This window comes from Bacteroides sp., from assembly GCF_030151085.1.
In the GTDB taxonomy this organism is placed as follows: Bacteria; Bacteroidota; Bacteroidia; order Bacteroidales; family Bacteroidaceae; genus Bacteroides.
In genome coordinates, this window is record NZ_JASLER010000038.1 from 14,298 (window position 1) to 30,454 (window position 16,157).

General features: G+C 41.3%; 7 protein-coding genes. 3 read left to right on the plus strand and 4 right to left on the minus strand.

Features of this window, described 5'->3' with window-relative positions; genetic code table 11:
• Positions 1–143: 143 nt before the first annotated feature.
• From Q1W14_RS07040 to Q1W14_RS07050, 3 genes are all read left to right on the plus strand, one after another.
• A complete protein-coding gene (locus Q1W14_RS07040) occupies positions 144–3,167 on the plus strand; it encodes a SusC/RagA family TonB-linked outer membrane protein (protein ID WP_300700257.1) in 3,024 nt (1,007 codons plus the stop codon).
• An 11-nt stretch (positions 3,168–3,178) separates the two neighbouring features.
• A complete protein-coding gene (locus Q1W14_RS07045; RefSeq protein ID WP_300700207.1) occupies positions 3,179–4,870 on the plus strand; it encodes a SusD/RagB family nutrient-binding outer membrane lipoprotein in 1,692 nt (563 codons plus the stop codon).
• Positions 4,871–4,987: 117 nt separating this feature from the next.
• A complete protein-coding gene (locus tag Q1W14_RS07050) occupies positions 4,988–7,549 on the plus strand; it encodes a beta-N-acetylglucosaminidase domain-containing protein (protein WP_300700258.1) in 2,562 nt (853 codons plus the stop codon).
• Between the two features lie 70 nt (positions 7,550–7,619).
• On the opposite strand, the gene Q1W14_RS07055 is transcribed toward Q1W14_RS07050, so the two are convergent.
• The 4 genes from Q1W14_RS07055 to Q1W14_RS07070 form a co-directional block, all read right to left on the minus strand.
• The gene (locus tag Q1W14_RS07055; RefSeq protein WP_300700209.1) at positions 7,620–10,070 is read right to left on the minus strand and encodes a family 43 glycosylhydrolase; all 2,451 of its coding nucleotides are present in this window, start codon (positions 10,068–10,070) and stop codon (positions 7,620–7,622) included.
• A 145-nt stretch (positions 10,071–10,215) separates the two neighbouring features.
• A complete protein-coding gene (locus tag Q1W14_RS07060; RefSeq protein WP_300700211.1) occupies positions 10,216–12,183 on the minus strand; it encodes a RagB/SusD family nutrient uptake outer membrane protein in 1,968 nt (655 codons plus the stop codon).
• A gap of 24 nt (positions 12,184–12,207) precedes the next feature.
• Positions 12,208–15,465 (minus strand): TonB-dependent receptor, encoded by a 3,258-nt coding sequence (locus Q1W14_RS07065; protein ID WP_300700213.1) that lies wholly within the window; start codon positions 15,463–15,465, stop codon positions 12,208–12,210.
• A gap of 45 nt (positions 15,466–15,510) precedes the next feature.
• On the minus strand, positions 15,511–16,026 hold the full coding sequence (locus tag Q1W14_RS07070) for a sigma-70 family RNA polymerase sigma factor (protein WP_300700214.1): 516 nt from the start codon (positions 16,024–16,026) through the stop codon (positions 15,511–15,513).
• Positions 16,027–16,157: the final 131 nt, after the last annotated feature.

Here is a 16,157-nt window from a genome sequence, read left to right on the forward strand (position 1 = left end):
GTCTGAAGCTTTGCCTGTAATTAAACCTAATGTAATATGTTATGAAAAAACATTTAAACGAAAGCGTAAAGGGATCTTTCAAATGGTTACCTTTGCTAAAGGGCGGAGCGCTCTTATTTTGTCTATCAATGATTGCATCGCCAATGCATGCTGACACGGCGACAGAAAATGTTGCTGCAAATGTTGTCCAACAAAACTCTACAATCAAAGGATCGGTCAAAGATTCACAAGGAAACCCCATTATTGGAGCTAACGTTTTGGTTAACGGTACTACCAATGGAGTAATCACCGATCTGGATGGTGCCTTCTCATTGACCGGTGTTCCCAAAGATGCTACTATCGCAATATCCTATATCGGATATAAAACACAGAACATCCCGGTAAAGAACCGGACCTCCTTCAATATAATAATGGAGGATGACTCTGAGATTTTGGGTGAAGTCGTAGTTACCGCCATGGGTATCAAAAGACAATCTGAGACACTGACTTATTCGGCACAGACGGTTGGTGGTAAAGATGTGAACGACATCAAGAGCATCAATATGATTAACTCTCTGCAAGGTAAAAGTGCCGGTTTGTCCATTACCCCCAACTCTACCGGTGCAGGTGGTTCTTCCAAAATCCTGTTCCGTGGAAACAAGTCAATCAGTGGTAACAACCAGCCCCTTATCGTAGTAGATGGTGTTCCGATGATGATGAACATTACAAGTTCACAAGTAGATAGTAACTATGGAGGTCAGCGCGACGGTGGTGATGCCATGTCCGGCATCAATCCGGATGACATTGCACAAATGACATTGCTGAAAGGTCCGTCGGCAGCAGCTCTTTACGGTGCTGTGGCAGCCAACGGTGCCATCATGATTACTACCAAATCGGCACAGTCGGGCAAAGTATCCATCAACGTATCCAGCAATACAACCATAGAAAACCCGATGATACTACCCGAATTCCAAAACACATACGGTATGAGCGATAACGGTACTTTCAGCTGGGGAGAAAAACTAAGCAAGTCAGCGCCCAATTACGCAAAAGAGTTCTTCCGTACAGGTCTTACCACCAATAACTCAATCGCTTTGAGCGGCGGCAACGAAAATATTCAGGCTTACTTTTCATACGCCAATGTCTATTCAAAAGGTGTAACACCGGAAAATGATTATCGCAGCCACAACCTGAATGCGAAAGTAGGATTCAATGTCCTGAAAACCATTCATGTGGACTTCTCATCCAAATTTACCAACCAGCACATAGCCAATCAACCCGCCTCGGGTTATTTGTGGAATCCGCTGACCGGTGCCTATCTCTTTCCTAGAGGTGAAGACTGGAACGGCTACAAAAATCAGTATGAAGTCTATGACAACGAACGCGCATGTTATGTACAAAACTGGACGAATGTGAAGCAACAACAATTCGGTAACCCCTATTGGATGTTGAACCGACAGACTCCTGTAACCGACCGTAACCGTTATGAATTCGGCGGCAACATCAAATGGGATATCACTCCCGACTTGAACGTACAAGGCCGCATGCGTTACGAGCGTGGCGAAGAACATTTCGTACACAATGCATACGCATCCAGTGTAGGTAACTTATATCCGATGGGCCGTATGAAAGACAATCGCTACTTCAGCGACCAGCTCTACGGTGACTTCCTGGTTAGCTACAACCATAAGTTCAATGAAATATCTCTTTCAGCAACAGCCGGTTCCAGTTTCACAAAAACCAAGACTGCACATGTTGACCTTTGGGGTGAAGGATCTATCTTTACCAGCCCCGGTGCCGGTAATATCTATTATCCCAACATCTTTACTCCTAACAATTACTACGGTAATATGTCAACCGTAAGCAAAGACGACAATTGGATAACCAATAAACGATTGAATTCCATATTCGCCACTGCCCAGGTTGGTTATCATGATGGCCTGTTCCTCGATGTAACCGCACGTAATGACTGGTCTTCCGCCTTGGCTTATACAGAAAGCGTATCCTTCTTCTACCCGTCGGTAGGTGTAAGTGCCCTGCTCAACAAGTTCATCAACATGGGTAAAAATGTTGATTTGTTCAAATTCCGCGCAAGCTACTCTATAGTAGGTAATGACGTGCCTGTTTATGTAACCAATCTTTTATATACCTTAGGTTCTCAGGGTGCCATCACTCCGCCAGAGAAAGCACCATTCAGAACTTTAAAACCTGAAAAGACCAATTCATTGGAAATAGGTTTCGACGGAACATTCTTCCAGAACAGATTCAACTTAGGTATTACTTATTATAAGACGAACACTAAAAACCAGTTTTTCACCATTGCCGCTCCTTACGAATCAGGGTTAAGAAACCGCTATGTCAATGCAGGAGATGTACAGAACCAAGGTATAGAAGTTACAGCCGGATGGTTTGAACAGTTTACAGACAACTTCAGCTGGAGCACCAATATCAATTTCGCTTACAATAAGAATGAGATCATGAAACTGGTGGATGATCTTCCGAACGGACTGACATTAACCGATTTCGGCGGCGCTAAAGTCATCTTGAAAAAAGGTGGAGAATACGGTGATTTATATGTACGCCACATCATGCGCGATGATAACGGAAAACCCTTGCAAAACGAGAAAGGAGAACCCATTGTCAGCGGTGACTCATCTGAAGAACTCAACTATGCAGGCAACATGAATGCCAAAGTTAACATGGGATGGAGCAATACATTCCGCTACAAAGATTTTACCTTGTCATTCTTGATTGATGCCAAATTGGGAGGAAAAGTTCTCGCCATGACCGAAGCCGCATTAGACGGTTGGGGAGTTTCCAAACGTTCAGGCGATGCACGTGATGCCGGAGGCTTAACGGTAGACGGAGTAAAATTTGACGCTGAGAAATATTATCGCACCACAGGTAATAACAACTTCAACAGTCCATACGCCGTAGAAAACTATGTTTATAATGCCACTAACATCCGTTTGCGTGAAATGACTTTCGGCTATACGTTCCGTAACTTGTTCGGATTTGGCAAGAATTTGACTGCCGCCCTCATCGGACGCAACTTGTTCTTCTTCTATAAAGACGCTCCTATGGACCCGGATGTATCAGCAGGTATAACCAATGGTATGCAAGGCGCTGATATGTTTGCCTTACCTACAGCACGCAGTTTTGGACTTAATTTGAAACTTAACTTCTAATACCTACGATAATGAAACCAACAATTATTTTAAAATATACCTTATTGACTGCATTTGCCGCCTTTGGAGCGAATGTTATCACCTCATGTACTGATAACTTTGAAAGTCTGAACACCAGCAACATCCAGGTGAACCCGGCAGACTTGCCCTTTGCGGCACAGTGTACTGAGCCAATGACTTACTGTTATCCTCCACAACAGAATATGTTCCAGTTTTGGACTAACCTAACGATTGACCTTTATGGTGGATTTTTTATGACTCCCAACGGTAATTTCACGAACGGAGACATGGGTGAAAATAGAGGACATAGTGGTGGTATGTACGAAAACTACTACTTACATATCTTTAATAACACACGCCGCATCATTGCACAATGCGACGTAGATGGCAACAAAGGTCTGGCAGGTGTAATGCGCGTCGTACAAGCCTACGGAACCCTGATGACAACGGATGCTTACGGTCCGCTACCATATAGTTCCATCCTCCAGAATAAGAACGAAGCTTACTACGAATTTGACAGTCAAAAGGATTTGTATAAGGCTATGTTCAATGATTTGAATCAAGCCATGATAGATATCAAAGCCATGAGCGCCGATGAAATAGTAAAGCTGAAAACCTTTGACTGTTGGTGTAACGGAGATACCGAACTATGGATAAAGATTGCCAATACTATGAAGCTTCGTATGGCTTTACGGCTCTCTAAACGGGAAGCTGAAGCCGGTACTGACATGAATTTAAAGGCAATGGCTACAGAAGCAGCCACAAACACCCTGGCTACCGTAAACAAGGACATCTTAATAAGTAAAGGCTTAGAAAATGAAATGTGGCTGATGTTTGCATGGGGGGATTGTGGATTCAATGCTAATTTAGTAACCCTAATGAGTGGTATGAAAGACCCGAGACAACCGTTGTATATGACTAAAAACACAGGAGATGTTAAAGATAAGAACGGCAGCACAGTAGTAGTACCTAAAAATACTCAGTATCTTGGAATCCGCTTTGCCAGCGGTCTGCCTGCCAAACCAAACGATTGGGGCAACTTCTCCGGTTGGATTCAAGGTAACGGAGGTTCTTCTTACTCCATGCCATTGCCAATCATGAAAGCCGCTGAATCATACTTCTTATTGGCAGAAGCTAAGTTAAGATGGGATATCGGCACCGAAAGTGTGAAAGATTTATACGAAAAGGGTATTCGGGTTTCTGCAGAAAACGAGTTAGCTTATAGAGGTGACTATTCAGGAGTAAAAAAATATGAAGATGGAGCGATTGACGCCTATATCAATGGCACTACCACTCAAATTGACTTTGTAGATCCGGTAACCTCTACTTTGAGCACGCCTGCCGTAAATAAACTAAGTGTAAAATGGGATGAGGCTGCCACCAATGAACAAAAGCTTGAACGCATCATTACCCAAAAGTGGCTTGCGCTATTCCCATTGTCAACTGAGGCATGGGCGGAACAGCGCCGTACAGGCTATCCGCATTTCCTCCCTCCATTTGTAAACGAGAGTAATGGAGGTGTAGAAACGGCAGAAGGTGTACGCCGAGTTATCTATAGCAGCCAAGCTTATGACGCCAATGCCAAAGGACTGGAAACTGGACTTAAACTTTTGGATGCTGAGAATTCGAGCAAATATGGTATCTCCGGAGATAAAGGCGGAACGCACCTGTGGTGGGACAATGCTGATAAAGGCAACTTCTAACACTGCGAAACTCATTATTTAACCTGACCAATTAAGTTGAATAAGCGTATCTCAATCGTACGGTTGAGATACGCTTCATATATATCAGGCATTATGTATAAACGAATCTATCACATCATGATAAATTACAAGAAAAATCTAACCCTATTAGCGGTCACTCTATTTATGTGTAGCAATCTTGTGGCACAAGAACAGGACATTGATTTAAACACACAAAGGTCAGAATCTCAAGATATTCTTATGGTTCCCGGCAAAGTTATAGATCACAAAGGATTGATTATTAATCCCACCCCTCACAATATTAAACTTGTGGAAGGCGGCAAGCTTGATATATCAAAAGGCATCAACCTAAAGGATATACAAGGAAAATTCTCTTCTGACCTAGGATTTGCGAATCTTAGTAAAAGAGGAACAAAACTTATGATCGACTTTGGAGAAAAGGTTTCGCTCAAATCGGGAGTAAAAAGCATTTCAGGCGCATATTCAATCAGCATTGACGGAAAAGGTATATCCATTATCGGATATGATGAAAAGGGTGCTTTCTACGGAATACAGACTCTTCGCCAAATAATGAAAAGTCCCATTTCAGCAAACAACAAACTGCCGCATTTAAAAATCAATGATTACCCCGATCTTCCGTATAGAGGGGTTGTAGAAGGATTTTATGGTACACCTTGGTCGCACCAAGTAAGGCTATCGCTTATAGACTTTTACGGTCAATTCAAAATGAATTACTACTTGTATGGTCCAAAAGATGACCCCTATCACAGTTGTCCCAACTGGCGTCTCCCCTATCCCGAAAAAGAAGCCGAAAGTATCAAAGAACTGGTGACTGCCTGTAATCGTAATCGAGTAGACTTTGTATGGGCCATTCATCCGGGACAGGATATCAAGTGGAATGATACCGACTACAATAATCTGGTTCATAAATTCAACCTGATGTATGATCTCGGTGTACATTCGTTCGCCATCTTTTTTGACGATATCGAAGGCGAAGGTACAAACCCAACGAAACAGACCGAGTTGCTGAACAGGTTGAATAGAGACTTTGTGAAAGCAAAAGGGGATGTGTCCCCTCTCATTGTTTGTCCGACAGACTATTCCAAACTTTGGGCAAACCCCACCCCACAAGGAAGCCTGAGCATATATGGTAATACTCTGGATCCCTCAATCAATGTATTTTGGACTGGCGATGTTGTGTGCAGCGATCTTACCAAAGAGACAATGGACTGGGTAAACTCCCGAATCAAACGCCCCGCACTATATTGGTGGAACTTCCCCGTTACCGACTATGCACGTCATATCATCATGCAAGGTCCTGCCTATGGTCTCGACACCTCGCTCACCTCAAATGACCTTTGCGGATTAATCAGCAATCCGATGGAACACGGTGAAGCCTCCAAGCTGGCACTTTACGGCGTAGCCGATTATGCTTGGAACATAGCGGGATACAACCCTATCGACAACTGGGAACGCGGCATTGCCGAACTCACCCCTGAAGCAAAAGAAGCGTACAGAACTTTTGCCATTCATTCGTGTGATACGGAAACCGGATACCGGAGAGCTGAATCGTGGGAAACAGAGACGTTCAGAATAAATAGCTACACTAAAGAAGAATTCAACAACCTGCAAAGAGAGTTTGAAAAAATAGAAAAGGCTCCCGCAGAGATGGAAGATAAATGTGCAAATAAGATACTCCTTAATGAACTTCGTCCCTGGCTCGTGGAGTTTGGCAAACTCGGTACCAGAGGAAAGAAAGTGTTGGACTTGATAGAGCTTTACACGAAAGCTGACAATACAACATTCTGGACTGCATACATTAATAATCTGATGACGGAAGAAGACCGTAAAGCATTCAATGCCCACAAATCCGGTACAATGAAAATGCAATCGTTCTATGAAAATGCAATGGACGATTTATTGAAAAAGTTCTATGTAAAACTGACGGGAGAGCTTCCTCTTTCTTACAGGGCAATAGGTTCATTCAAAAACCTCAGTACTATTCAGAGCAAACTGATGTTTGACAATGACACTACTACATTCTACACTTCGGGCACTTCGCAGGACAACCAGAGCTGGATTGGCGCTGATCTCGGCAATGCAAAAGAGATTTCCGAAATTTCCATTCTGCAAGGCAGGAATTCGGAGGACGATGTAGATTACTTTGACAACGCTCTAGTAGAGTATTCGGAAGACGGAAAAAGCTGGACTGCACTTACTGACAGCCTCCAAAAACAGTATGTAATAAACTGGAGCGGGACTCCCGTGAAAGCCCGATATGTCCGGCTAAAGAGACTTTCATCAACAAAGAGTAACTGGGCTGCTGTCCGCTCATTTGAAATAAATCCGATAAAAGTGAAGAACCTGAACTTTCACATTGAGGCTGACGACTTAGAAAAGGCTCTCTTGGCATTTGATAAAAATCCTTCTACTTCGTACATCAACAATGGTGTTTTATCCTTCACGCTTCCCAAAGATATTTCAGGATGCACTCTGTTACTCAAACCGAATTCATCAAAAGGACCTTTAAAGCTACTTCAATATTCCTCTGATCATAAATTGCTGGCAGAAACAACACTAAGCACTCCTTTCATAAAAGTAGATTTTGCAAAGGGAACAGAGAAAGTTGAAATTGATGGAGCTATAGAGATATTTGAAATTATCTTTATTCCTTCTTAACTTCATTCCAAGGAATAACCAACTCATATTCAAATGGAAAGGGCTTTCCGTTTGAATATGAGTTGCTCTTTTAATATAGAGTGTAATTCTTTACTTGCTCCCAGTAATTCTCTAACTTCTCGGCTTCCGATGTCGTTATTTGGATGATAGCACCATGCTTGGGAGCTGTAAAATTAGTAGTTTTCATTACTCCCTCGTTAAAACGCCCCAAATTTTTGAAGTTAACAAAATCTGAGGTTTCGATAAAAGCAAAGTTATGAGGATTTACGCTATAAACGTCGTACATCAACACCCATTTGTCTTCACCAATTCGTTTCCATACGTTGGGAGCTTCGCATGCTTTCGGTTCATAGTCATACCAACGGGGATCGAACTCAAAATTTCCGTTAGCTCTATCCGAAACAGCGTGTTTTATGCCCGCAGGTCCATCATGGGCTACATAAAACAAGTGATATTTATCACCGACCTTGGTAATGTCTCCGTCAATAGCCGAAACTTTCTCATTGGGATACTCAAACAGAATTTGAGGCAAGGTTTCAATGGTATCAAAGTCATCGTTTACGTATACATAGTATAATTTATTCGCCTCGTTCTTAAAGCGCATAGTGAAATATATCATCAATTTGCCTTTGTGTTCATCATAAGTCACCTCAGGTGCCCATGCACAACCTATCTCACTCATGGCAGCTGACATTTGATCAAAACGAATATTAGTACGTTTCCAGTTTATCAAATCCCATGATTTCATCAATACCAGTCCACGGTTATTACCCCAACCATATACTTTACCATCACGCTCCCATTCAGTCTCACGGTAACCATCCCTCTTAGCAAAGACATGCAAGTCGGTCATAGCCAAATAAAAAGCGCCATCGGGTCCACGATAGATGTGTGGGTCGCGAATTCCCTTTTGATAGGCGATTGTATCTCCGGCCATTACAGGTTTACCATCATTTAATGCAGTAAATGTATACCCATCGTGACTGACAGCCATATAAAGACCATGCGTTTCATCCTTGTGACAAACCATCAAATAAGCACTCATATCTTTCTCTTGAGGAATGGCGTTACGGTAACGGAACCGACTAAAATCTGCACCTCCCTTACCGGCAGAAAGTAAACCGATGCGCAAGGCATAAAAGCCTTTATAATTATTATGATGCAATGATGATACATTTAGGTTTTCGACTAATGTAATCCATTCGGTACCCTCTTTACTGACTTGTATTCTTATCCTGTTTCCTTGATTTTGGATTTTGGCTATGAACTTCTTACCTATTTTATTGGGTACTTCAAACTTATTTTCAGCATCCCGGTAAATAGTGAATTTCTTTCCATCGGATGTTATACCTGAATAGGCTTTTTCGTTATAGAATAAGACAAGCCCAGCTACATTCCCTACACCGACATTGACTGTGACCTGTGTTTCATAATTCTTATCTTCAACGGTAGTCAGCAGCAGACGGGCATTGGCAGGAGTATTTCCTTTTGCCTTCACCATCAAAGTTTGATTAATAAAGTTCAGAGAGGCAGGAGCATATTCCTGCCAAAAGGTCCATTGCAGTCCTAATTGGGGTCTATCAAAATCATCTGATAATTGCAATCCGTGTTTTATCTTCTGTGAGACTTTTATAGGCTTAGCAGTCGATTTCGTGCGATACCATCCATCAGAAGTCCATTCGATAGGTTCTATTAGAGTAGAACGCCCCAAGGTATGATAACCTTTAGCATAAGCATGATATATTATCCACCAATTTCCATTCACATCGTCAATCAATGTACCGTGTCCTTTCGACCACCAGTTGTCTGTTGAGCTATAAGTATGCACTATCGGATTATAAGGAGAGTTTTCCCAAGGTCCAAGAATACTCTTTGAACGAGCGGCAACAACCATGTGACTAGTTGCCGGACCAGCTGTTCCTCCTTGTGCGGAAGTCAGATAATAATAGCCATTGTGATAGTTCAACTTCGGTGATTCTAAACACATGCATTCCGTTTCCCATTGCTCCGGATATTTCCATCCATCATATACTTGCTTCTTTTCTCCAATAGTAGCAAGCCCATCTTCTGTCAGCTGAATTACCTCTCCTTCATTGACATATAGATAACGGTTGCCATTCTCATCAGTTATATGTCCAGGGTCAATGCCACTAACTTTCAAATCAACTGGTTTACTCCACGGACCTTTGATGTCAGTTGCCCATATCACCCAGTTGGTTCCTGCCGCCGGATAATAAATATAGTATTTGCCTTTATATTTCAATAAATCGGGTGCCATAGCGGAACCTTCATATTCAGGCATTGCACGACAAATCGGTTCCCAATTTATCAAATCCCTCGAATGCCAGATAAGAAAACCAGGTGCATAATAAAAAGGAGAATGAGTCATGTAATAGTCTTCTCCTTCACGCATAACCGTAGGATCGGGATAATCACCTGGCAGAATTGCTTTGGGATAGTCTTGTGCTGCCAGTGTGGTTATAATGGTAAAGACATAAGTAATCAATAATATTTTCTTCATATTTAATATTTTATCATTTTGAGAACAGTGATACAAAATAAGCAATAAATAGGAGTTAGCTTCTAATTGAAGCAATAACTCCTATTTATTATTATAAAGATTAACCGATACTTCTCAATAAGTCAATCACTATTGAGTAATTAATTTACCAATCCGGATTCTGCAATAAATTACCATTGAGACGTATTTCATCTGTAGGTATTGGCTGCAAATAATCTTTCTGTTTGAATTGGCGGTCTACTATAGTACTACCAATAACGCATCCCGGCTCCATTGGAGTTAAACCGGCATATTCAGGAAAGTCTACACGTTCTTGCAAAATAACCGCAGTTGGGAATGCCTCAGCACTATACACAGGTTTATTATCAATAGGACTTATTAAAGTCTTGATGTAAGAGTCTTTACCTTTGTAAGAAAGATAAATACCGCATGTTGGTTGGCCAGAAAGAGTTTTCTCTGCTATTCCCCATCGGCAAAGATCGTTAAAGCGTAATCTTTCGGCATATAATTCGCAAGCACGTTCGCGACGTATTTCACCTAACATAGTAAGATGTCCATATCCTTTTTCATCGGCTATGCGATTGGCTCCGGCAAGTAAAGCAGTATTCAGTGGTGCTACTCCCGCACGTTCACGAACTTTATTGATAGACTTATTCAAATCGTCATCAGAAATTTCTCCATTGCCCAATTCACAGACTGCTTCAGCATAAGTTAGATACATTTCTGCCAAGCGAATATGCATACAGTCCGGAGCTTCAGCACCATTGGTTTTAACGCTAGCCATTTCTGTACGATACTTACGGCTTCCGACACTACCTCCGGCCAGAGAACGATAATTAGGTACATTCATATATGTACCAGGAGCTAAAGTAGTTATATCAGTACTATAATTAGCACCGGAACCATACATACCATATCCCCAACTCCAAGAGAACTCTTCTTTCCAATCCGTTTTAGCAGCATTCTGTACAGCGCGAAAACGCCAGTCACGATTTTTCATCTCGGACATAAAGTCAGTATAGCCTTGAAACAAGGGAGAGAGATGAACCGGTAGACCATCAGTACAAAGGTACATATCGGCTAATTTACGTGTCATACCTGCATACCAAGTATGAGTAAAGAACAACTTGGACGGACGATTTGTAGCATCATATACCGAACGAAAAATAGATTCTTTATTGGTACTCTTATCCATACCAGCAGGATTGGAGTCGCCACCTTCCAAATTAAAGAGATAGTAATAACTACAATGCGCATACATATCATCATTGCCAGTACCTTTCACTGTTTCAACCCCTTTCCATAGGGCGAAAGCATTATTTTCCATAACTTCCTTCGACAAGTTCTTTGCCATAGTCAATAAACTCTCCACAGAAGGATATCCCTCCGGTTTGTGGGTACCGGCACCGAATTTTGTTCCGTCACCGTCTGTCTTCTCTCCAACATATTTATCCCAAGTACCAGCATAAAGGCATACACGAGCTTTGAAAGCTTTGGCTGCCTCCAAAGTTACTTGCCCATCATTAGAGGTACTTGCAACGGTAGTCCCTGCCAATTTAACGATAGTTGCATCCAAATCATCAAGAACCTGTTTGATAACCTCATAACGGGATGCACGTTTACCCTGTAAGATTGCAGCATCGTTCGTATCAGGTGATTTAGTAGCTATAATCACACCACCATATCGCTGTACCAGAAAAAAATGATGCCATGCACGGAAGAAATACGCCTGCCCTATTGAACCCGCAATCTCATCTTGATTGGTATATTTCTCACCCTTTGCAATCAAATCGTTGCAACGGCGTATCCATCTATATACAGTAGTATAATAAGTATCGGAAGTCGGAGTAGAACCTAGACCCGTGCTACCGCCTCCTGTATCTGTTCCACCGTCAAAACCCAAACCTTCTATTACTCCCTTATTAGCATCAGCTACTTCCCATGCAAAAATATCTTCATGCAATTTCAAGGCAGCAGCAACAAAATCACTCTTTTTATTGAAGTAGATGGCTTCTGTTTGTTGGTCGAGCGGATCCAAATCCAGGAAGTTGCTGCAACCGGTTGTCAACAATGCACCAGCCAACAATGCTATAAATATATTATTCTTTTTCATAATCGTTCTTTATTTGATGGTTAATTAGAATGTCAAGTCAATACCAAATGACAGTGTACGTGCAAATACATCCATATTTCCTGAATTAGTCGCTGCTTTACTTTCCGGATCGAAACCGTCCTTCACATTAGAGAATTCAAAAAGATTATCAGCGGAAACATAGACACGGAGATTTTCTACACCTACTTTAGAAAGCAAAGTCTTAGGAATAGTATAGCCCAAACAAACATTCTTGGCACGTACATACCAACTGTTCACGACATTAATATCATTGTATTGTTTGTAGTTCCAGTCATTCCGTTTGCCACCCATCCAACCACACATAATGGGATAACGAGCATTTGGATTCTCAGGTGTCCATGTATTTCCCCAGAAGGTTTCATTCTGGTTGGTATAAATAGCATTGAATGGACTTCCTAACCAACCTTCACGCAACACATACATCTGTCCGACACCTTGCAGGAACATGGAGAAATCGAATCCTTTGTATTTTGCTCCCAAGTTGATACCAAATTCATAGTGAGGATTAGCATCACCAAAATATACAAGGTCATCCGTGGTAATTCTACCATCTTTATCAACATCCACACGACGTACACAGCCTGGTATCAACTGATCTGCCGAACCTTGTACAGGGTGAATACCTCCACTTTTCTTCGTTATCTCCTGATAGTAAGCATTAACTTCAGCATCATTCTGCAAATAGCCATCAGTCTTATATACGTAAATGGCATTCAACGGTTTTCCTTCTTGCCATGCAGTACCACCCACCTTATTATTAAGTCCCACACTATGTACAGCGGCACCGTTATAGTTTGTCACTTTGGTTTTGGCATCTGCCAATGTGAAGCCTACATTATATTGAAAATCCCGACCTATTCTATCCTGCCATTGTAGGTTTAATTCCCAACCATTGGCGCGGAAACCTCCGTCATTTGTTTTAGGAGCACCGGCACCTAAAGTTGCAGGATAGGTAATTGAAATCAACATATCATTATTCTTTCGTACATAGTACTCGAATGTTCCGGACAAACGGTTATTAAGAGTAGCAAAATCAAGACCGAAGTTCAAGGTACTGACACGTTCCCAAGTACGATTTCTGGAAGACATACCGTCAATCCATGCTGTACTAACTTTCTGACCATTGTAACCCAGGATGGTGTTTCCTTGTTTAATAGTCGAAATGTAGTCATAATCTCCGATACCGGTCTGTGAACCAGCCTCTCCATACGAAGCACGGAGTTTCAAGTTATCGAAGATACCCTTTTCCTTTAAGAAAGTGAATTCAGAGAGACGAATACCTCCCGATACACCAAGGAAGTTTGCCCAACGATTATCTTTGTAGAACTTGGAAGAACCGTCACGACGGAAAAGACCTTCTAATAAATAAATACCTTTATAATCATAATTCAGACGACCGATATATGAAACCGTACCATTGTGATTACTGCCACCTGTAGCTTCCGAAGTAGCTACATCACCAGTATTAATATCATCCAATTCATCATTCAGCATATTTTTACGGAAGTTATACATCTTCTTGTATTCAGTCTTCTCCGCTGTCATACCAAACATAGCTGCTACATTATGGTTACCAAACAAACGAGTATAATTAAGGAAACCGCCATAAGTCTGATAGAATGCATCTTCAAAAGTATTCTTTACCCAGCAGTCCTTATCGGCAGAAGATTTATAAGGTTCGCCAGTCGTTGCGCCTGCTACTGGAGTTCCGTTTTTAGATTCTCCTGCCCAGTCATAGTTTGTAACCCTCGTCTGACGTTCCAACTTCAAGTGCTTACGGATACGGAAGTTTGCATTGGTACTGAATGAAAGCCCTTGTGTTATCTTACCCAAGTCTATCGTCAGTTTACCACCTAAACGAAGTATCTCTTCCGTATCATTAGTACGACCACCTTCTATCAATTGAGAAAGCACATTGCGTTCTCCTGAGAAAGTATCGTAAAATTGTCCGAATTCATTATATAACGGGAAAAGATAGAAGTCCTGTACTCCTTGTCCAATACCCTGCGTAGGAGTACTTACCGTTCTCTTGTCATAAGACAAATTAAACTCCGTCTTGATGTACTTACTCAGTTGATAATCAATATTGGAACGGAAATTATATTTATGTTGACCATCAAACACAACCTTTTCCAAAGAACGGTCCTTAGAATAACCTAATGAAGTAACCGCTCTCAATTTTTCATTACCACCACTAATGGTAATATTATGATTTTGCCCCCAAGTGGTTCCATAAATAGCATCAAATACATCAACCGATGGGTCAAGGTGTCTCCACATCGCATTCTCCACGCCTTCATAAATCTGACCTTGTGCTACGGTTCTCCATGAATTTTCAGACCACATCCACCATTGCGGAGTTTTGTCCTCGCGAGCCAATGCATCATTCTCAGTAGCATGAATAAACATATTAGCCCAAGTTACACCATCAGCAATAGGAAAACGCTTACCCGGAATATTAGCATGTACACTACCATTATAAGTTACATTAACTTTACCCTCTTTAGCACGTTTAGTAGTTACCAATATTACACCCGCACCTGCTTTATTACCATAGATGGCTGCCGAAGCATCTTTCAATACAGATACACTTTCAATGTCACTGGGATTCATTTGAGAAAGTTCCCACATATAAGCTTCCACTCCATCTATCAAAACCAAGGGATTGGCATCCTTATTAACAGACATACCACCACGCAAAGAAATAGAGGTATTTTCATTACCCGGACGTGAAGAAGAGCGTGTAATAGTAAGCCCCGGAATAGTTCCCTGTAAAGCAGCTGCAACTGAAGTTGTAGCTTTACCTTTTAGCACTTCATCACCTCTAACCTGAGATACAGAACCAGATAAAGTAGCCTTCTTTTGAGTACCATAACCTACAACTATCACTTCATCCAACAGTTCACTATCTTCTTTCAGCGTTACGTTGATATTTGCTTTTCCCTTTAAAGCAATTTCCTGTGTCTGGTAACCAATATAAGAAATCACAAGAGTCGCATTGGGCGAAGCACTGACCGAAAAGTTACCATTCATATCGGAGATAACCCCTACACTTGTACCTTTCACCAGAATACTAGCGCCAATAATAGGTTCATCATTGGCATCTACAATTAGTCCCTTCACATTACCAGTCTGCAAAACAGTCTGTACCTCATTCACATCTGCAAAAGCTGTTTGCGGACTACCTGCAAAAAGAATGGAAGCCATCGCTGTAGAGAACAATATTCTCTTCGATGAGAATCTTAGAAAATCATTCTTCATAAAATTACAATTTAAAATTAACATGATCTCGTTATTACTATTTCATTATATACATTGTGCTATAAACTCACGTATTTCTTTACGGCCAGTAAACAAATGGTTTTCTATTGTACGGAAAGATAAATTAAGTTCCGAAGAAATTTCTTGAATAGATTTATCCTCGAAACGGCTCATAACATATACTTCACGGCGACGAAGAGGTAATAATGCCATTCGAGCTTTTTCCTGATTCAATAAATCATTTGCGATAATCCGACTTTCCGTTTCATTACTACTATGCTCCACTGTATCATACATATACGAAGTCATCTCTTGCTTCCTATAATAGCGGCGTATATAGTCAGTCACCAAATTACGAGCTATCGTGAAAATGAAATGCTTTACTGTTTCAGGACGCAACATCTGGTTATAGTCCATCAGGCGAAGAAATACATCTTGGGATAAGTCTTCGGCCTCCTCTTTACTATTTATCTTATAATAGATGTATTGATAAACCGATTGATGATAATCAGTATAAGATTCAGCTATCAGCGGAGTGGATGTTATCGAATTGTCTTTCATGTTTCAGACCTTGGTTAATGGTTTTACGTTTGCTTAACAATGGCAAATATAGAAGGTAAAAAGTAGAAATCATGCTTTTATTGTAGCTAACAAATCTCATCTAATTTGCTTAGACCACAAGAATATTAAAA